The sequence below is a fragment of the Pollutimonas rozaliensis genome, assembly GCF_048751585.1.
In the GTDB taxonomy this organism is placed as follows: domain Bacteria; phylum Pseudomonadota; class Gammaproteobacteria; order Burkholderiales; family Burkholderiaceae_B.
Genome location: NZ_JAZHOB010000002.1, coordinates 1 through 19,243, shown reverse-complemented (window position 1 = coordinate 19,243; position 19,243 = coordinate 1). Strand labels below are relative to the sequence as shown.

19 protein-coding genes and 1 pseudogene are annotated in these 19,243 nt (G+C 60.6%); 8 read left to right on the top strand and 12 right to left on the bottom strand.

The window, feature by feature from the left end; translation table 11 throughout:
- Positions 1-44: 44 nt before the first annotated feature.
- The 5 genes from V0R37_RS03335 to V0R37_RS03315 all read left to right on the top strand — a co-directional run bounded on the left by V0R37_RS03335 (position 45) and on the right by V0R37_RS03315 (position 4,354).
- Positions 45-938: a polysaccharide deacetylase family protein gene (locus V0R37_RS03335; protein ID WP_420373152.1), complete on the top strand. Its 894-nt coding sequence runs from the start codon at positions 45-47 to the stop codon at positions 936-938.
- A 62-nt stretch (positions 939-1,000) separates the two neighbouring features.
- Positions 1,001-1,987 (top strand): Bug family tripartite tricarboxylate transporter substrate binding protein, encoded by a 987-nt coding sequence (locus V0R37_RS03330; RefSeq protein WP_420373151.1) that lies wholly within the window; start codon positions 1,001-1,003, stop codon positions 1,985-1,987.
- 33 nt (positions 1,988-2,020) lie between these two features.
- Positions 2,021-2,206, top strand: a complete 186-nt coding sequence (locus V0R37_RS03325) for a hypothetical protein (protein ID WP_420373150.1) — start codon at positions 2,021-2,023, stop codon at positions 2,204-2,206.
- A 294-nt stretch (positions 2,207-2,500) separates the two neighbouring features.
- On the top strand, positions 2,501-3,247 hold the full coding sequence (locus V0R37_RS03320) for a VOC family protein (protein WP_420373149.1): 747 nt from the start codon (positions 2,501-2,503) through the stop codon (positions 3,245-3,247).
- 168 nt (positions 3,248-3,415) lie between these two features.
- Positions 3,416-4,354 carry a Bug family tripartite tricarboxylate transporter substrate binding protein gene (locus V0R37_RS03315; protein ID WP_420373148.1) on the top strand — a complete coding sequence of 313 codons (939 nt, stop codon included), beginning with the start codon at positions 3,416-3,418 and terminating at the stop codon, positions 4,352-4,354.
- A 160-nt stretch (positions 4,355-4,514) separates the two neighbouring features.
- On the opposite strand, the gene V0R37_RS03310 is transcribed toward V0R37_RS03315, so the two are convergent.
- From V0R37_RS03310 to V0R37_RS03280, 7 genes are all read right to left on the bottom strand, one after another.
- The gene (locus tag V0R37_RS03310; protein WP_420373627.1) at positions 4,515-6,197 is read right to left on the bottom strand and encodes an acyl-CoA synthetase; all 1,683 of its coding nucleotides are present in this window, start codon (positions 6,195-6,197) and stop codon (positions 4,515-4,517) included.
- A 62-nt stretch (positions 6,198-6,259) separates the two neighbouring features.
- Positions 6,260-7,405, bottom strand: coding sequence for an acyl-CoA dehydrogenase family protein (locus V0R37_RS03305; protein WP_420373147.1), 1,146 nt, complete (start codon positions 7,403-7,405; stop codon positions 6,260-6,262).
- On the bottom strand, positions 7,402-7,593 hold the full coding sequence (locus V0R37_RS03300; protein ID WP_420373146.1) for a hypothetical protein: 192 nt from the start codon (positions 7,591-7,593) through the stop codon (positions 7,402-7,404). Before V0R37_RS03300 ends, V0R37_RS03305 begins: the two co-directional genes overlap by 4 nt.
- 24 nt (positions 7,594-7,617) lie before the next feature.
- A complete protein-coding gene (locus V0R37_RS03295) occupies positions 7,618-8,745 on the bottom strand; it encodes an iron-containing alcohol dehydrogenase (protein WP_420373145.1) in 1,128 nt (375 codons plus the stop codon).
- 38 nt (positions 8,746-8,783) lie between these two features.
- Positions 8,784-10,352 carry an acyl CoA:acetate/3-ketoacid CoA transferase gene (locus V0R37_RS03290; RefSeq protein WP_420373144.1) on the bottom strand — a complete coding sequence of 523 codons (1,569 nt, stop codon included), beginning with the start codon at positions 10,350-10,352 and terminating at the stop codon, positions 8,784-8,786.
- Between the two features lie 20 nt (positions 10,353-10,372).
- Positions 10,373-10,822 carry a MaoC family dehydratase gene (locus V0R37_RS03285; RefSeq protein ID WP_420373143.1) on the bottom strand — a complete coding sequence of 150 codons (450 nt, stop codon included), beginning with the start codon at positions 10,820-10,822 and terminating at the stop codon, positions 10,373-10,375.
- 31 nt (positions 10,823-10,853) lie between these two features.
- Entirely contained in the window at positions 10,854-11,975 is a 1,122-nt protein-coding gene (locus V0R37_RS03280; RefSeq protein WP_420373142.1) for a glycosyl hydrolase, read from the bottom strand.
- A 229-nt stretch (positions 11,976-12,204) separates the two neighbouring features.
- On the opposite strand from V0R37_RS03280, the gene V0R37_RS03275 reads away from it, so the two are divergent.
- Positions 12,205-13,122, top strand: coding sequence for a LysR family transcriptional regulator (locus tag V0R37_RS03275; RefSeq protein WP_420373141.1), 918 nt, complete (start codon positions 12,205-12,207; stop codon positions 13,120-13,122).
- Between the two features lie 91 nt (positions 13,123-13,213).
- Here the strand turns inward: V0R37_RS03275 and V0R37_RS03270 are convergent, their stop codons facing one another.
- The 5 genes from V0R37_RS03270 to V0R37_RS03250 all read right to left on the bottom strand — a co-directional run bounded on the left by V0R37_RS03270 (position 13,214) and on the right by V0R37_RS03250 (position 17,974).
- The gene (locus tag V0R37_RS03270) at positions 13,214-14,440 is read right to left on the bottom strand and encodes an ABC transporter substrate-binding protein (protein ID WP_420373140.1); all 1,227 of its coding nucleotides are present in this window, start codon (positions 14,438-14,440) and stop codon (positions 13,214-13,216) included.
- A gap of 85 nt (positions 14,441-14,525) precedes the next feature.
- A complete protein-coding gene (locus tag V0R37_RS03265) occupies positions 14,526-15,572 on the bottom strand; it encodes a branched-chain amino acid ABC transporter permease (RefSeq protein ID WP_420373626.1) in 1,047 nt (348 codons plus the stop codon).
- 7 nt (positions 15,573-15,579) lie between these two features.
- Positions 15,580-16,467 carry a branched-chain amino acid ABC transporter permease gene (locus V0R37_RS03260; protein WP_420373139.1) on the bottom strand — a complete coding sequence of 296 codons (888 nt, stop codon included), beginning with the start codon at positions 16,465-16,467 and terminating at the stop codon, positions 15,580-15,582.
- A gap of 18 nt (positions 16,468-16,485) precedes the next feature.
- Positions 16,486-17,196: an ABC transporter ATP-binding protein gene (locus tag V0R37_RS03255; RefSeq protein ID WP_420373138.1), complete on the bottom strand. Its 711-nt coding sequence runs from the start codon at positions 17,194-17,196 to the stop codon at positions 16,486-16,488.
- A 1-nt stretch (position 17,197) separates the two neighbouring features.
- Positions 17,198-17,974, bottom strand: a complete 777-nt coding sequence (locus tag V0R37_RS03250) for an ABC transporter ATP-binding protein (RefSeq protein ID WP_420373137.1) — start codon at positions 17,972-17,974, stop codon at positions 17,198-17,200.
- A 365-nt stretch (positions 17,975-18,339) separates the two neighbouring features.
- Here V0R37_RS03250 and V0R37_RS03245 point away from each other — a divergent pair, with 365 nt between their 5' ends.
- Both V0R37_RS03245 and V0R37_RS03240 read left to right on the top strand, forming a co-directional pair.
- Positions 18,340-18,609: a hypothetical protein gene (locus V0R37_RS03245; RefSeq protein WP_420373136.1), complete on the top strand. Its 270-nt coding sequence runs from the start codon at positions 18,340-18,342 to the stop codon at positions 18,607-18,609.
- A gap of 323 nt (positions 18,610-18,932) precedes the next feature.
- Positions 18,933-19,243, top strand: a pseudogene (locus V0R37_RS03240) (hypothetical protein); the annotation flags it as partial.

Genomic DNA, 19,243 nt, shown 5'->3' with positions numbered 1-19,243 from the left:
ACCGACCACGAACAAGGTCGCTATTCCAAATGAGAGAGATGCCCATGCACCCACGCCAACGTATTGAATACAGTTCTCCGTTCCGCAGGCCGCCGCTGAAAACCGATGACGGCACGCGGTTGATCATTTGGCCGGTGGTCAATATCGAGGAATGGGAGATCGAACGGCCCATGCCGCGCCACGCGTCCCCACCGCCTGGCGGCATCTCTTCCGATGTTCCCGACATGCCTAACTGGACCTGGCACGAGTACGGCATGCGCGTCGGCTTCTGGCGTTTGCTGGAAGCTTTCCAAAAAAGGGGGATACGGCCCACGATGTCGATCAACGCCAAGGTTTGTGAAACCAGTCCCGAGGTGGCAGAGGCCGCGCGCGACGCGGGCTGGGAATTCATGGCGCATTGCTACGTGCAGATGTCGATACACAAGGTCGAAGATCAGGCAGCCATGATCGAACAGTCGCTCGACATGCTGGAAAAATTTCTTGGGCACCGCCCGCGCGGCTGGCTTGGACCGGGACGAACCCAGAAGTTCGATACCCTGGAACATATCACGGCCGCCGGCTGCGACTGGTTTGGAGACTGGATCCTGGATGATCAGCCGCTGTGGGTAAAGACCCAGACCAAGCCCTTGGTCTCGGTTCCTTATACCGTTGAAATCAACGACATCACCGTCATGGTGAGCGGCCAGCACGAGTCCGATGCCTTGCTGCGCAGGGCTACCGATGCTTTCGAGCGCCTGTATGCCGAGAGCGAGGAATCCGTCCGCATCATGGCTTTCGGCGTTCATCCTTATGTCTCGGGCGCCGCTCACCGAATTCGATATTTCGAAGAAATGCTGGACCTCTTCGCGAAGCGCGAAGGCGTCGCCTTCTGGAACGGCGACCAGATCTGCGACTGGTTCAAGGCACAGCAGCCGCTTTCAACTCAGAGGCATGGTTGAAACAACATCCAGGCGTTTTAGCAGCCCACTTACGTTTCGCTCACTCAACGAGGACTGACACCATGAAACATTATTTGCACACCATCCTGAAAGGCGTCTGCGCGCTTTCCATCTCGGCGCTTGCCGTCAGCGCCGCGCATGCACAGAATTATCCCGACCGTCCGATCAACATGATCGTGCCGTTCCCCGCCGGGAGCGCCACAGATACCGTCGCCCGTTTGATCGGCGGCAAAATGGCCGAGAATCTGAAGCAGACCGTGGTGATGGAAAACATACCGGGAGCCAGCGGCACCATTGCGGCGGCTCGCGCGGCCCGCGCGAAACCCGACGGCTACACGATAATGATCCATACGACCATCGCGCTGTCGGCTTCGCTTTACAAGAACCTGTCCTATGACACGGCGACGGCCTTCGAACCGATCGGCCTGGTGAACACCGGTCCGTATGTCATAGCCGCGAACGTGAACTATCCCGCCAAGGACGCCAAGGAGCTGCTCGCCACGCTTAAGAAGGAAGGCGATAAGGTCACGATGTCCAATGCGGGCGTAGGCACCGGCTCTCACCTGTGCGCCATCATGCTGTCGCAGGCGCTTGGCGCCACGCCTACCCTGGTGCCATACAAGAGCACCAACCTGGCGCTGCAGGATGTCATGGCCGGCCACGTCGACCTGCTTTGCGATCAAACCACCAACGCGTTTCCACATCTAAACGGTGGCAAGATCAAGGCATACGCCACCACCTCGCCGCAGCGCCACGAGAACTTCCCCGACATCCCGACCACGCGTGAGCTGGGTATTTCCGAGGTGGATATCGCCGTATGGCATGGCGTTTATGCTCCCAAGGGAACACCTGCGCCTATCATTGAAAAGCTGAATGCGGCCCTGCAGGTTGCGCTGGGCGATGCCGAAGTCCAGAAGCGGCTGGACTCCATGGGCACTTATCTGTTCCCCGCCGAACAACGCAGCCCCGAGGCGCATGGCAAACACCTTGCCAACGAGCTGCAGCGCTACGGTAAATTGGTCAAGGATGCGAACCTTCAACTGAACTAAAGTGAAGATTCGAAAAGAGCCGGGAGAAAGGTCATGGCTTTGAAGATTCAAGACGAGGGCGTTCAAGCCAAGCTGGAGCGATTAGGAATTGCCGTTCCCGAAGAGGATTTGCCGTTCCTGCAGCGGGCATTCAATCGGCAACGGGAGCTTCTCCGCCGCCAGAGTACGCAGCTTTCTCCGGAATCGGAACCGGCGCATGTATTCAGGCCTTCTCCGTGAAGAAGAGGGCCCGGCGGGACGCACCACGCTGTTGAAGCGTCCCTTTCCAACAAAAAGAGCCACCGTTATGGTGGCTCTTTTAATAATTTCGCATACACTTTCCCGGTCTACAGGTTTTTTCCGAAGCGCTGAGCGCCCACCCTCGCACCGGCCGGGCGTCCCGCCTCGGGCACAAGGTCCAAGAGTGATGTCCACAAGAAAATTTTGGTTTGTCCGTGCATGCAGCCTTCCAGTTTCGCCTGCAAGGGGCATCGCGCATGCCGGCGGACTCGAATGTCGCCAACGGGAGCGCCGATGAACAGCCCGCTGTCCTTCGATCATTTGGTTTTGATGTTGCGCGATCGGCTGGTGGAGCAAGCGCCCGCCTTTGAGGCGGACGGCTATACGCTGACTGAATTATCAGCGCACAATCTTGGCTCGATGAATCGCCTGATAACGCTCGATAGCGCTTACATCGAGTTGCTCGGCTGGCCTTCCGGGCAGGCGCCTGCCCGGAAGGAAATTGCCGATTCTCCAATGGGGCCGGAAGCGCTTGTGTTCCGGACGCCGGACGCGCATGCAACGCATCGACGGCTCCAGGCGCTGGGTTTCAGGATGAATCCGGTCGTCAGTCTCGAGCGGCCCATCAATGTGAGAGGGCAGGCCCATACCGCCCGATTCGAGACCGTCCGCTTTGCCGAACAGCCGATTGAGGGATTTCGACTATATTTTTGCCAGCATCTGACACCTGAACTGGTCTGGAACCCGGAATCGACGCGGCACGCGAATGGCGCCGCGGCGCTAGCCAGGATCGTGCTGTGTTCTGCTCATGCCGGCCAGACAGCGCAAATTCTGGCTCAATTGACCGACGCACCGTTGTCCGAATCCGGACTGGGCACGTTCGAGATCACGTTGGATAATGTGGTTTTGGAAGTACGGCAAAGTCTCGAGGCCACGCTGGCCATCATAGATAGTGTTGCCCTGCGGCGACACGATGGCCAGGTCCGCGCTTTCGAAACCCATGTGCGGCCGCCTCGATTCGCGCAGATGCCCCCGCCGTAGAAGCTTCTCACCCTTTTGATGCGTTAGAGGGACGCATTTGCTTATGAAAAATATTTATTAAGTCCTATCGGCTTATTAAATAAACTTTAAGCAACAATTCGATATAAGGGGAACATAGTGCGCAAACTCCATAATAAGTGGCTCTCCGCATTGAGCGTGGTGTGCGCCATGAGCATGGTTGCTTTGACCATGGGCGGCGCCGCGTCCGCGGCAGACGATAGTCCGCTACGCTTGGTGCTTCCTTTTCCGCCTGGCGGCAGTACCGATATCGCTTCACGCATCATTCAACCGAAGCTGGCCGAGATTCTGGGCCGAACGGTTATTGTCGACAACCGGCCCGGCGCGGCGAGCCAGGTAGCGACTCAGCATGTTGCACGTTCACGACCCGATGGCAGCACGTTGTTGATCAGTTTTGACAACCACTCCATCAATCCGGTCATCAAGAAAGAATTGCCCTACGATACTTTCAAGGACTTTAGGGGGATTACGTTCGCACTTCGTTTTCCGCTTGTGGTCGTGGCTTCCAAGACCACCCCTGGCGATAACCTGAAGGAATTCATAGCCGCGGTCAAGAAAGATCCGCAGAAGTACAGTTATGCCTCTACCGGCGCGGGTTCGTTGAATCACCTGGCGCCCGAGGACTTCAAGCGCAGGGCGGGAATCGAGAGTTTGCTCCACGTCCCGTACGCTGGCGGTGGGCCGGCAATCCAGTCGTTGCTAAGCAATATCAGCAACGTGACGTTTCTTAGCTATGCCGCGCTCAAGTCGCACATCGCAGCCGGCACTGTGAAGCCTTTGGCGGTCACTGGCGAGAACCGCCTGCCCGACTTGCCCAATACGCCGACCGTGGCGGAATCGGGTTTCCCGGGTTTCGAGGCTTATTCCTGGATCGGCGTCTTCGCGCCCGTTGAAACGCCCGACGACGTCGCGAACAGATTGACGGATGCGTTTCAAAAAGCGCTGAATGATCCGGGCGTCAAAAAACAACTGACCGACCTGGGTTTCGACGTCATGGCGACCGATGGCCCTACCGTTGAAAAATATGCGGCACAACAATACGAGCGGTGGGTGCAGTTTGTGAAAGAGACCGGTCTGAAGCTGGAGTAAAGGTCCAAGAGTCCAAAAGCACTTACGCCAACCCTTGCGGGTTGGCGTAAGTGCTGGAATTTTCTGGTGCCGGTTAGAAGAGTCGAACTCCTGACCTTCGCATTACAAGTGCGAAATGCTACCGGTGCCGCAGCCCTAAACCATTGAAAATCTGGGACCTTTACTGTTTAACTCCCTTATCAAGAGTCGCACCCCTCTCTGACTTGACCTCGATCTCGAGCTGCCTTGCGCGTTCGCGCAGCATGAATTTCTGAATCTTGCCTGTGGCGGTTTTTTGCAGTTCGCCGATCACGATTAGCGTTGGCACTTTGTAATGCGCCAGATTCGCGCGACAGTGTGCAATTAGTTCAGCTTCCCCGATCGCGGTGCCGGGAGTCAATTCGACGAAGGCACAGGGCGTCTCGCCCCACTTAGGATGCGGCTTCGCGACGACTGCGGCTGCGCGCACGGCAGAGTGGCTGTACAGGACCTCCTCGACCTCGACAGAATTGATATTCTCACCGCCCGAGATGATCACGTCCTTGGCGCGGTCCTTGATCTGCGTATAGCCGTCTGGATGCACGACGGCAAGATCGCCCGAACGGAACCAGCCGCCCGCAAAGGCCTCGGCGGTCGCCTGCGGATTCTTCAGGTAGCCTTTCATGGTCATGTTGCCACGGAACATGACCTCGCCGATCGTGTGGCCGTCGCGCGGCACCGGCGCGAGGGTATCCGGATCGAGCACTGCCATGCTTTCCTGCGCGGTGTAGCGCACGCCCTGCCGGCTCTTCTTCACTGCGAGCGCCGCAATGTCGAGCGAGCGCCACTCGGGCGGTTCGGCGCATACCGCAGCCGGGCCGTAGACCTCGGTGAGCCCGTAAATCTGCGTGATCTCGAAGCCCATGCGCTGCATCGCCTCGATCACCGGAACAGGCGGCGGCGCGCCGCCGATGAGCCCATGCACACGATGCGCAATGCCCGCCTTCCACGCCGACGGAGCGTCCGCGAGCATCGCATGCACCACCGGCGCGCCGCAGTAATGCGTGATGCGGTGCTCTCGGATCATGGCCAGGACCTGACGCGGCTCGAAGCGGCGCAGGCAGACGTGGGTGCCGGCGTTCGCCGCAAGCGTCCAGGCAAAGCACCAACCGTTGCAATGGAACATAGGCAGCGTCCACAGAAACACCGAATGGTGCGGCATCTCCCAGTCGATCATGTTGGAGAGCGCTGCTAGATATGCGCCTCGGTGGTGGTACACGACGCCCTTCGGGTTACCGGTCGTGCCCGATGTGTAGTTGAGGGCGATCGCCTGCCATTCATCGACGGGGTCCTCGCCTTCGAAGTCTGGTGACCCCGAGGCGATGAAAGCCTCGTAATCGTGCTCGCCGAGGCGTTCGCCGCCCGGGCCTTGGGCGTCGTCGATATCAATTACCAGGAGGGGCTCGCCGAGCAGTTCGAGTGCGTCGGCGACGGTCGCCGAATACTCGGTGTCGATGATCAGCACCCGCGCCTCGCAATGCCTGAGGATAAACGCGATCGCCTGGGCATCGAGTCGCGTGTTAATCGTGCACAGGACCGAACCCGCCATCGGCACACCGAAATGCGCTTCGATCATCTCCGGCGTGTTCGCCGCAATCACCGCGACGGTGTCGCCACGACCGACGCCCCGCGTCTTCAGCGCCGACGCGAGCCGGCAGGCCCGTGCGTTGAACTGCGCCCACGTATAGCGCCGCCCGCCGTGGATCACCGCGATGCGTTCGGGATAGACGGCGACGCTGCGCTTGAGAAAGGAAAGCGGGCTTAGCGGCACATGATTTGCCGCTTGGCGGCCGAGATCGACTTCGTAGGGATTGTTGCGAGCCAATTTCACAAACCTCATAAGAATCACGGTCGGTCCCTAGGCAGGGACCGACCGATGCGCATTATCTAACGCAGCACGTCTCGGGAGATGATCAGGCGCTGGATCTCGGAGGTGCCTTCAACAATCTCCAACACCTTCGCATCGCCGAAAGCGCGCGACACCGGGTACTCGGCCATGATCCCATTTCCTCCGTGGATCTGGACCGCTTGATGCGCCGCCTCCATAGCGCGCTCCGTCGCGAAGAGTTTGGCCATTGACGCCTGCACGTCGCACGGTTGCGCGGTGTCCCTGCGCACGGCTGCGTCGTAGAGCATCAGCCGTGCCGCATGCGCGTGTGTGGCCATGTCGGCAACCTTGAACTGCAGCGCCTGGAACTCCTCGAGGCGCTTGCCGAACGCGGTGCGCTCCTTCATGTATGCGACTGAGCGCTCCACCGATCCCTGCAAGATGCCGAGACCCAGCGCCCCGATCAGAATGCGGCCGGTGCTAATGTTGGAGAGCGTCTGCTTCAGGCCCGCGCCCTGCTCGCCCAGGAGATTGTTGGCCGGAAGCCGGCAGTCCTCGAAGAACAGTTCGTAGGTCGTCGAACCTCTCCAGCCTATCTTCTTCAGCTTATTGCCGAGAGAAAATCCGGGCGTGCCGACCGGCAGGATGAAGTTCGAGATCTCCTTGCGTCCGTCCGACCGAGTTCCACTCAAAGCGGCGATCACGACCGGGCCGGTAATGTCGGTGCCGGAATTCGTGATGAAGGTCTTCGAGCCGTTAATGATCCAGTGTCCGTCGCGCAGCACTGCACGAGTTTGAATGTTGGCTGCGTCCGAACCTGCATTCGGTTCGGTGAGGCCGATACAGCCAACCTGGCTGCCTTCCAAGATGGGCCGTAAATACTGCTCCTTCTGTGCTGCAGTGCCGAAGTTGTTGATCAAGCTCGCTGGTGTTGAGTTTGCCATCACCGACGAGGCGACTGCGGCATCGACGCGAGCGAGCTCTTCGAGCACAATCGTGAAGCCCAGCCAGTCACCGCCCCCGCCGCCATATTGTTCGGGATAAGGTAGGCCTAAGAAGCCGAGTTCGCCTGCCTGTTTCCAGATATCATAGGCGAAGCCCTGTTCTTCCCACAGTTTCTCGGAGATCGGAGCGACTTCATTCTCGGCGAAGCGCCGCACTGACTCGCGGATTAGTTCGTGTTGTTCATTAATCAAACATTTCATGATGGATTTCCTTGCAGGTTAGGCGAGCACGAGGCGGTCTTGACCGTGTGTAGAACTCGCGCGTAGGCCGCCTGCTCGGTGCTCGCCTCTGCATAGCGGCCGGCAACGTCGTCAAGATCGGAGGGGTTCACGTCGATCAACGTCCTCGTGGAGCCGACCCAATTGCTGTTAACGGAGTTGGGATTCATGTCATCGCTCGTCATGTTCAGACCTCAGAATGAGTCTTCAAGCATGCGCAGATAGTCCTCGGCGGTCGCGGTGCGGGGATTGGTTCCGTGGCAATGGTCCTTCGTCGCGGCTTGGGCGATTCCCGGAAGCACATCGCGTGGAACACCCATCGCATGGAGGCCGGAAGGAAGGCTGAGGCGGATGCTCAGAGCAGCAATCGCCTCGGCCGGATCGGCGCTGGGCCCAAGCCCCATGGCTTCGGCGAGTTGCTCGTGCTTAGCACCGATCGCCGGGCGGTTGAATCGCAGCACCGCCGGCAGCAGCACTGCGTTGAGCGTGCCGTGGTGCAGCGAAATGCCCGGCACAGCACCAAGTGGGTGCGACAGCGCATGCACTGCGCCAAGTCCCTTCTGAAACGCCAGCGCGCCATGGAAGGCCGCGATCATCATGTTCCAGCGCGCTTCGCGATCCTGGCCGTCGCGCGTAGCACGCTCGATGTGTCCGATACCGCGGCGTAAGCCGTCAAGCGCAATTGCGTCGGCGGTTGGATTGACCGCGGAGGCAATAAAAGTCTCGATGCAGTGCGCGAGCGCGTCCATGCCGGTCGCGGCGGTCAGCATCGGCGGCAGGCCCAGCGTCAACTCCGGGTCGCAGATCGCGACCTCGGGCAGCAGGTGCGGGCTCAAGAGGCCTAGCTTGCGCCCTGAGTTCAGCACGATGACGCTACCGCGCCCGACTTCGCTGCCGGTGCCGGCGGTGGTCGGAATCGCGATGAGCGGCGCGACCTTCTCGGTGATGCGCATCGCACCGCCCTCTACCGCCGCGTATTGCTGCAGCGGTGCGGGATGCGTCGCGAGCAGCGCGACGGCCTTGCCGAGGTCGATCGCGGAGCCTCCGCCAAGCGCGACGAGGCCGTCGCAATCGCCTTCGCGATAGACTTCGGTCGCGGCTAGGACCGCAGCCTCAGTCGGATTCGACGGCGTTTCGTCGTAGATTGGGACCGGGCTCGCGCCCAGCGTCTCGATGACGCGCGCGAGCAGGCCCGCGGCGCGCACGCCCTTGTCGGTGACTAGCAGCGGGCGCCGTATGCCGAGCCGCTCGAGCTCCGCCGGCAGAAGCTTCACTGCGCCGAAATCGAATTGGATCGTGGTCAGGTAGTTGATCGTTGTCATGTGTTTGTATTTCTCTGTCGCATGCGTTTTTTGGGAGGTCAGGGCCGGAACAGCGCTGCGTCCATGAGGGGCAGGGGGGCGGCGATGCGTATCGGCGGGTAATCCATCAGTGCGAGGACTTGGGTCTGAAGGTCGATGCCCGGTGCGATCTCGGTCAGCACAAGGCCCTCGGGCTCGATATCGAATACCGCACGCTCGGTGATGAGCTTCGCGTTCTGTCTGCGTGTGGCGACGTTTACGCGCACGGGGTAGGTGATCTCCTGCACCTGTTCGACAAACTTGCGCACCTCGCCTTCGCGCACTATCGCGAGCCGACCGTCCTCGGCATTGACCTCTAGCCCACCGGCGGTGAAGGTGCCGGTGAAAAGCAGTGTCTCGGCGTTGTAGGCGATGTCGATGAAACCGCCGGGGCCGGGATTCGCGGCGCCGAAGCGGCTCACATTGACATTGCCGGCCGCGTCGAACTGGGCGAACGCGAGTGCCGCAATCTTGCAGTTGCCGCCATTGATGAAGTCGAACTGCGCGGGCCCGTCGATGAGCGCCTCGGGATACTTGTTTGCCGAGAACTGCCAGCCGCTCATCACGATGCCGCCAAAAGGACCATGTTCGGTTGTAAAGCGGTAATCGAGCAGGCCCTTGCCGTCGAAGGCGCCATCTTCCATCATCACCGCTGGCACGTTAGACGACGCGCCGAAGCCGAATATCGTCGGCACGCCGGGGCGGATCTCGCGCGCCGTGCGCCGCGCGATGATCTTGTCAGCTCCCGGCGGCAGGCGGTCGGCGCCATGGCCGGGGAAGACCTGGCCGCCGAGATAGGCGTCGTCGTAGCACACATCAGTCGTCATCATCGGCGTCGGCTCGACGACGATCCGGTCGACGAGCTCGCCAGGCAAGCGCACGCTGTGCACTAGGCGCGCCTGGCGCGGTACGATCTTGCGAACCTGCGCAATCACGGTGCCGCCTGAAGCCTTTACCGCAAGCGCCATTGCCAGTGCAGAGGACGTGATCGGTTCGTCCTCAAAGCTCAGATTTCCGTACTCATCGGCGCTGGTCGCACGCAGGAAGCCAACATTGAGCGGCCAGCTCGGATAGAACAAGTGTTCCTCGCCGTCGATCTCCATCAGCCGCACGAGATCCTTCTCGGCGCGCAGCGTATATTTGCCGCCTTGCTGGCGTGGATCGATATAGGAGCCGATGCCGATGCGTGTGAGGTAACCCGGGCTGCGACGCGCAACCTCGCGCAGCCAGTGCATTGTCGCGCCGATTGGCCAGCAATAGGCCTCGATCTTGTTCTCGCGAATCAGGCGCATCATCTCCGGCCGCTTGCCTGTCGCGGGATCGACGGTGTTGATGAAGTTGCCCGAAACGACGCGCTTCATCAACCCCTCTATCGCGACGTGATCCATGCCGCGGATGCCCATTGCATCGCCGACGCTGACCGGGAAGAAGAAGGTCAGATCGCGCGGCCCCGCGGTTTCCCGAAAGCGCCGTGCAAGCGCCAGGAGCAGCGCGTCAGGCGTCAGCCAGCCGATTACACCGACGCTGCCGATCGCCTGCCCTGAGCGGATATCGGCGACCGCTTCGGCCGCTGTGCATATCTTGTTCACGTCGTGCTCTCCCGATCCGCTCATTCTTGGAAGTGAATAATGTGGGTGCCCACGCACACGATTTCGCCGCGCTGGTTGGTCAGTGTCGCGTCCGCCCACAGCCGTTTCTTTTCGTCGTCGGCGCGCGCGATGCGGTAATGGATTGTCAGTGTGTCTCCGATGAACACCGACTTCGTGAAGCGCACGTGGTCGTATCCATAGGACACGGCGGGCCGCTCGATCAGACCGAGATACTTGGTCACTGCGCCGGCGATGTAGCCGACAAATATCGCGCCCTGCGCGACGCGGGCGCCGAGGCCGACGCGCTTGCAGTATTCCTCGTCGACATGGTTTGGGTGGTTGTCGCCGCTGATGCCCGCGAACGCATAGATGTCATATTCGCTGACGGTACGCGTGTAGCTGGTCTCGGTGCCGATCAGGCTCGACACAGGTCCTTGATGCGGCTTCGTAAATTTGAGAGATTCGGCCATGACATGGTCTCCTTTTGATTGTCGGTGTGGGTCAGATGTGCTCGGTCGTCACTGTATCGGCCAACGCGAGCAGGGATTCGAAGAGGAAGTAGTCACCCCAGATCAGCTCGTTCGCTGTTGCTACGCCGAGCTTCTTGTTGAAGCAGCCTTCGGTCAGGATGCCCGGCGGGCGCCGGTCGTCGGCAGACACCGGGGTTAGGTGACGCGTCACGAGCGCCTCAATCGAGGCTTCGGCGGCTGTCTGGTAGCGCGCTGCGTGCTCGGGCGACATCTTCGCGAGCTTCAACAGCGCCGCGGCGGCGATCGCCGTCGCCGAGGTGTCGCGGCTCGTGTTCGGGATCGCGGGGTCGTCAAAGTCCCAGAACGCGACGCCGTCGGCTGGCAGATGGTCGAGCCACCAGTTGGCGACGAGTACCGCGACGTCGCCAAACTCGGTCTTGCCGGCGTACAGCGCCTGTGCCAGGGCAACCATGGCCCAGGCCTGCGCGCGGCCCCAAGTACTGTTCTCGTGGATGCCTTTGTGCGTGTAACGGCGCACGAGGCTACCGTCGGCCGGATCGAAACTCGCCGACTGGCATACCGAGCCATCTTCGCGCACGCATAGCGCGATATGCTGGCGCAGGTGGTTGAGCGCGATCTCGCCCGAGTTGAGCTCGGCGTCGTGTGCGAACAACAGCGCGACGGTGCCGGGCAGCGCGTCGATGTTCGCCTCGTTCGCGCCGACGTCGGACGCCTCCTCGGCCTCGGTACCGAGCGGAATCAGGCGCGCGGTCGGGTTGTACATTTGCATCAGCGCCTGCGTTCCGGCACGCGACAAATCGCGCGCGACCTCATCACCGAAGAGCTGGTTGCCCAACTCCGCGCCGTACCAGAACAGGAAGCCCTTGAACACTGACTTCGACGCGACGCGCGGACGCAATCGCTGCGCCCAATCACGTGCCGCCTCCCGATAGCGCGCTTCGCCCGTGCGCAGCGCCGCGAGCCACAGCAGGCCTACCCAGAAGCCGCCCGTCCAGTCACCCGCCGGTGAGCGCGTCCACACGCCATCCTCGATATTCGCGTAATGCGGAAAGCCCCGTCCAGGCTGCGCCAGCGTCGCGTCGATGCGCGCGAGCATGTGGCCTATAGCCTGGTCCAGTATTGTCTTGTTCACCTTTCGCTCCTTCATGATAGCCGGCTGCGCCACGTCGCCCGGATCGGCCGCGGCTAGCGCGGCGCTAGTCGATCGAGACCGACCGGAGCAACAGATTGCACCGGCCGATTCAGCCCGCCACGCCAGTACCCTGAAGGCCCTTCGGCGCCGCGTGATGCCATCCTAGGTTTTCCACAAATGAACGTCCAATATATAATTCATTATTGATTAATACTTTATGAGTCTAAGTATGGACCTGCGCCACCTGCGCTATTTCATTGCTGTCGCCGAGGAACTGAACTTCACGCGCGCCGCCGACCGTCTGCACATCGCCCAGCCGCCGCTGAGCCAGCAGATTCGCCAGCTAGAGGAAGAATTGGGGGTCGTGCTGCTGCATCGCACGAAACGCCGTGTCGAACTGTCGGGTGCAGGCCAGGTATTCCTCGAGCATGCCAGGCAGATCATGCGCGCGACCGAGGTCGCAGCGGTGCAGACGCGGCGTGCCGAGCGCGGCGAGATCGGGCGCCTGTCGGTTGGCTTCTTCGAACACACGTCTTACACGCTGCTCCCGCCGATCTTCCGCTCCTATCGGGAGCGCTTCCGGGATGTCGAAGTGGACGTGCGGTGGTTCCCGGTGATTGGCCAGGCCGACGCGTTGCGCCGCGGCGAAATCGATATCTCCTTCATGCGTCCGGTGGGCGACTTCGAAGACATCACGACCGAAGGGCTCGTGACCGAGCCCTTCGTCATCGCCATACCGGCGAGCCACCCCTTCGCTGCCAAAGACAGCCTTGCGCTAAGCGACTGCGCCGCGGAGCGCTTTGTGATGTACACGCCCCACCTCGCGCCCGACTTTCACGATATGATTCTGCGCATGTGCGCAGCCGCCGGCTTCACGCCGCGCGTTGCACTGGAGGTAGGTCAGGTATACACGTGCCTCGGTCTCGTAAGCTCCGGTATTGGCTTCGCCTTCGTGCCGTCGTCGGTGCAGCGCATCCACCTCGACCATGTCGTCTATAAACCGCTGCGCAGCAGATCGCTGCCGGTCGAAGTTATGCTTGGCTGGCGTAGCAGAAACACATCCCCGCTGATCCGCGCCTTCGTGGAAACTGCAAAGGACGTTATTGCGGCCTTAGAAATGGGAAATGCGAACAAAAAGAATGGCTAATCCCGCGTGCGATTTGGGCGAATCGCACGGACAGGACTAGCCAGGGGGGCGAAGTCTGTGAGCAGAGGGACGCGGCACTCCGCCGCTCCGCTTACTTTGCTCCGGCCACCAGCGCGCAGCCGCCTTCGCTCATGGGGCGGAAGGCCTCGTCGGCCGGGATCGTCGCGAGCACCTTATAAAAGTCGCCAGGTCCCTTCGATTCGGACGGCTTCTTGACCTCAAAGAGATACAGCGGGTGAATCTTGCGGCCATCCGCCCGGATCGTGCCCTGGCCAAACAGCTTGTCGTCGGTGGGCATCGCCTTCATCTGCGTGACGACCTTAGCGCCGTCGCCGTCGGCCTTCAGTGCGGCGACGGCCTTCAGGTAGTGCGTGATCGCCGAGTACACGCCGGCCTGCGCCATCGTCGGGAACTTGCCGCCGTTAGCCGCGGCGAAAGCACGGCCGAACTCCCGGCTGGGGTCGTTCATGTCCCAGTACCACGCTTCGGTCAGCGTGAGGCCCTGCGCGGCGGCGAGGCCGAGCGCCTGGACGTCGCTCATGAACACCAGCAGACCAGCGAGCTTCTGCCCGCCCGCCGTGATGCCGAACTCCGCCGCCTGCTTCACTGCGGTGATCGTGTCGCCGCCGGCGTTCGCTAGGCCGATGACCTTAGCCTTCGAGGTCTGCGCCTGCAGCAGGTAAGACGAGAAGTCGGTGCCGGGGAAGGGATGACGCACCCTTCCCAGCACCTTGCCGCCGCTCTTCGTGACCACTGCCGCCGCATCGCGCTCAAGTGCGTGGCCGAATGCATAGTCGGCGGTCAGGAAGAACCAGGAATCGCCGCCATTCTTGACGACCGCCTTGGCCGTGCCGTTCGCGACCGCCCAGGTGTCGTAGGTCCAGTGGACCGCATTTGGGGTGCACGCCTTGCCGGTTAGGTCCGATGTTCCGCCGCCAGACACCAGCATCACCTTGTTCTTCTCCTTGACAACTTCATTGACCGCGAGGATCACCGACGAGGTCGGCACATCGACGATCACGTCTACCTTGTCGACGTCGAACCATCGCCGTGCCACACTCGATCCGACGTCTGGCTTGTTCTGGTGGTCGGCGGCGAGAATCTCGACCTTCAGGCCATGCTTCTCGGGCTCGAAGTCCTTCACTGCCTGATGCGCCGCCCATACCGAGCCCGGGCCGGAAAGCCCGGCATATAGGCCCGACTGGTCGTTCAATACGCCGATTTTGACGACATTGTCCGTGATCTCGGCGTGTGCCGTAGTGGCGGTAAGCAGCATTAGTGCGCAAATCGCGCGTAGTCCGGTATTCAGCTTTGTCATGTTTCTCTCCTTTGATATTGATGTAATGGTCAAACACCATGCAGCCAATTCAGCTTGCTTCTTCGGTTCCCCGTTCATGAACAACCTATAGGTCCAGCCGTTCGGCTCCTTGAGCCTTGGCGCAGGACTCGCCTTTCCCGGCCTTCATGTCTATTGCGCTTTGCGTTTGCGAACGCCGCCCGGTTAGGCCCGATTCGCGAGACCGATTGCCGGCTATGGTGCGATACAGGCGCGTGCATTCCCCTGCGACGCCGCGGCGAAAGAGGAGCACGCAGACGACGAAGATGGCTCCCATGATCACGGTGAGCAGCGGACCGACCTTGTCGGCGAGTGTGTTTTGCAGCGTGACGATAGTCGCCGCACCGATGACCGGGCCGACGACGGTCCCCATGCCGCCCAGCAGCGTCATCAGCACGACCTCGCCCGAGGTCTGCCAGAAAGCGTCGGCCAGCGTCGCGAAGCGGAACACGATGGCCTTCAGCGCTCCAGCTAGGCCGGAAAGGCCAGCCGACAGCACGAAGGCCACCAGCTTGTAGCGGTCGATGTCGTAGCCGAGCGAGATCACCCGCGCCTCGTTCTCGCGGGTCGCCTTGAGGATCTGGCCGAACGGTGAATGGATCGTGCGGTGGATCAGCCAGAAGGCGAAGGCAAACACCGCCAACACGACGTAGTACAGAGCGAAGTCGTCCGACAGATCGATCAGGCCCAGCAACTGACCGCGGGGGATGCCCTGCAAACCGTCCTCGCCGCCTGTGAAGGGCGCCTGCAGGAAGACGAAGTACATCATCTGCGCCAGAGCGAGCGTGATCATCGCGAAGTAGATGCCCGAGCGCCGAATCGCCAGGCTGCCGAACAGCAAGCCGAGCAGTGCCGAGGCCGCTGTGGCCGCGAGCACCCCGAACTCGGGCGGGAAGCCCCACATCTTGATTGTGTGGCCGGCGACATAGCCCGCGGCACCGAAGAACACTGCGTGGCCGAAAGACAGTAGCCCCGCGTAGCCGAGCAGGAGGTTGAACGCGCAAGCGAACAGCGCGAAGCACAGCACCTTCATCAGCAGCACCGGATACACAATCGCCGGGGCCGCCAGGCCAAATGCGAGCAGGGCACAGTAGCCGAGAACACTTTTGTTCATCGACATCTCACTTCTCCTTGCCAAAGAGACCAGTCGGGCGGAACAGCAGCACGATGGCCATGATGATGAACACGATGGTCGATGAGATTTGCGGATAGAAGACCTTGGACAGTCCCTCGATCACCCCTAGGCCTAGGCCGGTGACGATCGCGCCGAGGATTGAGCCCATGCCACCGATCACGACGACCGCGAACACGACGATGATCACGTGCGAGCCCATCAGTGGACTCAGCTGCAACACCGGCGCTGCGAGCACGCCGGCAAAGCCCGCCAGCGCGACGCCGAAGCCATAGGTCAGCATCACCATTAATGGCACGTTGATGCCGAAGGCCTGGGTCAGTGTCGAGTTTTCGGTCGCTGCGCGCAGATTGGCGCCAAGCCGGGTCTTCTCAATCATGAACCACGTTAAGAGGCAGACCGAGAGCGAGGCGATGATTACCCAGCCGCGATACAGAGGCAGGTACATGAAGCCCAGGTTCATCGCCCCACCGAGCTGCTCCGGGATTGCATAGGGCTGGCCGGACACGCCGAAGCGGTAGCGAAACAGTCCCTCGATAATCAGGGCAAGACCGAAGGTCAACAACAGGCCGTACAGGTGATCGAGTTTGTACAGCCAACGCAGCAGCCCGCGCTCGATCACGATGCCAAAGACGCCGACCGCGAGCGGCGCAAGCAGCAGCGACCACCAGTAGCCTATGCCCAGGTAGTTCAGACCCATCCACGCGAAGAAGGCTCCCATCATGAACTGGGCTCCATGGGCGAAGTTGATGATGTTGAGCATGCCGAAAATGACCGCCAGCCCCAGGCTGAGGATGGCGTAGAATGATCCATTGACTAAGCCCAGCATGAGCTGGCCCATGAGTGCAGGAACGGGCACCCCGAAAATTTCTGTCATCTCTTCTCCGTACTGCCTCTAGACTCCCAGGTATTCCTGGAGCAGTTCTTTTTTTTGATGTATTTCGTGTTGATGGATTTCGGCGACGATCCGGCCGTGCTCAACGATGTACATACGGTCGGCGAGCGGCGCTGCAAAGCGGAAGTTCTGCTCGACCAGCAGGATCGTGAAGCCCTTTTCCTTCAACTGGCGGATGATCTGGCCGAGGCGCTGCACGATCACTGGCGCAAGCCCCTCCGAGATTTCATCGAGCAGTAGCAGGCGGGCGCCGGTGCGCAGGATGCGCGCCATTGCCAACATCTGCTGCTCGCCGCCGGACAGGCGCGTGCCCTGGCTATGGCGGCGTTCGTAGAGATTCGGGAACATCTCATATATCTCGTCTGGGCTCATGCCGCCGCTGCCCAACTGCGGCAGAAGCAGTAGGTTCTCCTCGCATGACAGACTCGAATAGATGCCGCGCTCCTCGGGGCAGAAGCCGACCCCCAGGCGCGCGATGCGGTGCGGCGCAAGATTGATCGCCTCGTAGCCGTTGATCATGATCGAGCCGGCGCGCCGCCCTGTGAGCCCCAGAATCGCGCGCAGCGTTGTGGTGCGGCCCGCCCCGTTGCGGCCCAACAGCGTTACGCATTCGCCCTGGTTCACTACAAAATCGAGGCCGTGCAGAATGTGCGATTCGCCGTAGAAGGCGTGAAGGTCGGTGACCCGTAAGAGTTCGGTTGCACGGACCATCTCAATGAGCTCCCGACGCCAGGTCTGTGTCCGCGCTGCCCATGTAGGCCTCGATGACTTCGGGGTTCGCCGACACCTCGGCGTAGTTGCCCTCGGCGAGCACGCTGCCGCGCGCGAGCACGGTGATGGCATCGGAGATGTCCGACACCACCTTCATATTGTGCTCAACCATCAGGATTGTGCGGTTCGCGGACACCTTCTTGATGAGGTGCATTACGCGGTCGACGTCCTCACTGCCCATGCCTTGGGTGGGCTCGTCGAGCAGCATCAGTTCGGGCTCCAGCGCGAGTGTCGTCGCGATTTCGAGTGCGCGCTTGCGCCCGTAGGGCATCTCGACGGCCAACAGGTCGGCGAACTCCGCAAGACCAACATAGCCGAGTAACTCCGTCGCCCGTTCGTTGAGCACATCGAGTGACTTTTGAGAACGCCAGAAGTGAAAGGACGTGCCAAGCCGGCGCTGCAGCGCGACGCGCACGTTCTCGAGGACCGTCAGGTGCGGAAACACCGCCGAAATCTGGAATGAACGGACTACCCCGCGGCGCGCGATCTGTGCCGGCTTCTCACGGGTGATGTCCTGTCCGTTAAAGCGAATCGTGCCGCTGGTGGGCTCCAGGAACTTAGTCAGCAGATTGAAGCAGGTCGTCTTGCCTGCCCCGTTCGGCCCGATAAGCGCATGGATCGTGCCCCGTCGCACCCGCAGGTTTACCCTGTCTACTGCCGTGAAACCTCGGAATTCCTTAGTCATCCCGGATGTTTCAAGAATGACATCTTGAACCATATTGTTGCCTCCTCCCGCCGCGTTGATGGGTAAGAGAGCCAGTTTAGGTTCAGAGAAATCGTTGGTCCAATATATTATTTATGGCGTTTTTATATAAAAAAAGTCTAAGAAGATTTTTCTTGGCCCATCGCTTACTTGGCCTCGATCTGCTTTATTGACGTTTGATATCGGACTGATTCACCTCCGACGAACTTGATATTCAACGAAAAGTTGACGGCTTTAAGCAATACTTTTGGTCACTTTATTATTAACGTCACAGTTGCCAGGAGATGGTGTGCGATCTCAGCCGAGAAATCGGCAGCCGGCTGCTGTAAACGGCCGAGTATCTTTCTTGTGTGAGAGGCCGGAAAAAACCATGACATGGGATGAGGGTCAACCGGCATTTCCTGAAGCTGTGGCAACAGCACGATCCGGTCGGCAGAAAGCACAGTGGGCTGCTTAGCCTGATGCGTCGGCACCAATGGAACTTAACCAGTCAGCAGCAGGAGCGCCTGGCTCAGCACTTGGAACCGGTCACGGTGCTCAAGGTCTTATGCTATGCCAAGCAGCGGTTGATAAGTTTCTTGCTGTTGAAGACAGTCAAGGCCAAGCAAGCCACGCAGCTAGCTACTCCAGCGGTTTCTGGTGTTGGTTGAACAGTTCGCCAACGGCCCGGTCAAACGCCTGGCCGAGGTGCTCAGATCGCGGCTGGAATCCATTGTACGGATGTGGCGGTTCTCCAAATCCAATGGGATCACCGAAGGGTTCCGGCTCTCCATCATAAACGGGGGACAAGCGGCATTCATTAAACTTGTTTTTGCGAAGAACGAGCTTAATGGAGCGAATGCCGATGTCCCCAGTCGATTTTATCTTAGGACTCAGAGATTTAGTCATTGATCGCGTGGAGCGGCGCCGAGACATTCACGTCTGGGCCAGGCCCGCCAAGCGCCCCGCGTGCGTGTACTGTGCGCATGCGGTGGTGCGTATTAAAGCTACGCACCAACGTACGCTCAAGCACACGCGCCAAGGCAACCAGTTGATGGTGCTGCACCTGAGTGTGCCCAAGTATCACTGCACCGCTTGCAATCGCTACTTTCGACATCGGTTTGCCGGCATACGCCCGCGCCTGCGGGCCACCGAGGCGTATCGGCTGGAGGTATTTGAAGCGCATGAGGGTGGCGTTAGCCAGCGTAAACTGACGGTCACACACCGTATCGGCAGCGCCACGGTCGAGCGCTGGTACCAGTCGTTGGTGAGGCAGCGCGTCTCGGAGCTCTCGGGCCGGGCCTG

Bases quoted from the DNA above. Each gene is read 5' to 3' on its own strand.
- V0R37_RS03305 (WP_420373147.1), bottom strand. From the start codon at position 7,405: ATGAAATGTTTGATTAATGAACAACACGAACTAATCCGCGAGTCAGTG.
- V0R37_RS03320 (WP_420373149.1), top strand. From the start codon at position 2,501: ATGAACAGCCCGCTGTCCTTCGATCATTTGGTTTTGATGTTGCGCGAT.
- V0R37_RS03325 (WP_420373150.1), top strand. From the start codon at position 2,021: ATGGCTTTGAAGATTCAAGACGAGGGCGTTCAAGCCAAGCTGGAGCGA.
- V0R37_RS03265 (WP_420373626.1), bottom strand. From the start codon at position 15,572: ATGAACAAAAGTGTTCTCGGCTACTGTGCCCTGCTCGCATTTGGCCTG.
- V0R37_RS03255 (WP_420373138.1), bottom strand. From the start codon at position 17,196: ATGGTCCGTGCAACCGAACTCTTACGGGTCACCGACCTTCACGCCTTC.
- V0R37_RS03275 (WP_420373141.1), top strand. From the start codon at position 12,205: ATGGACCTGCGCCACCTGCGCTATTTCATTGCTGTCGCCGAGGAACTG.
- V0R37_RS03300 (WP_420373146.1), bottom strand. From the start codon at position 7,593: ATGAATCCCAACTCCGTTAACAGCAATTGGGTCGGCTCCACGAGGACG.
- V0R37_RS03270 (WP_420373140.1), bottom strand. From the start codon at position 14,440: ATGACAAAGCTGAATACCGGACTACGCGCGATTTGCGCACTAATGCTG.
- V0R37_RS03315 (WP_420373148.1), top strand. From the start codon at position 3,416: ATGAGCATGGTTGCTTTGACCATGGGCGGCGCCGCGTCCGCGGCAGAC.
- V0R37_RS03335 (WP_420373152.1), top strand. From the start codon at position 45: ATGCACCCACGCCAACGTATTGAATACAGTTCTCCGTTCCGCAGGCCG.
- V0R37_RS03260 (WP_420373139.1), bottom strand. From the start codon at position 16,467: ATGACAGAAATTTTCGGGGTGCCCGTTCCTGCACTCATGGGCCAGCTC.
- V0R37_RS03250 (WP_420373137.1), bottom strand. From the start codon at position 17,974: ATGGTTCAAGATGTCATTCTTGAAACATCCGGGATGACTAAGGAATTC.
- V0R37_RS03285 (WP_420373143.1), bottom strand. From the start codon at position 10,822: ATGGCCGAATCTCTCAAATTTACGAAGCCGCATCAAGGACCTGTGTCG.
- V0R37_RS03245 (WP_420373136.1), top strand. From the start codon at position 18,340: ATGAGGGTCAACCGGCATTTCCTGAAGCTGTGGCAACAGCACGATCCG.
- V0R37_RS03330 (WP_420373151.1), top strand. From the start codon at position 1,001: ATGAAACATTATTTGCACACCATCCTGAAAGGCGTCTGCGCGCTTTCC.
- V0R37_RS03295 (WP_420373145.1), bottom strand. From the start codon at position 8,745: ATGACAACGATCAACTACCTGACCACGATCCAATTCGATTTCGGCGCA.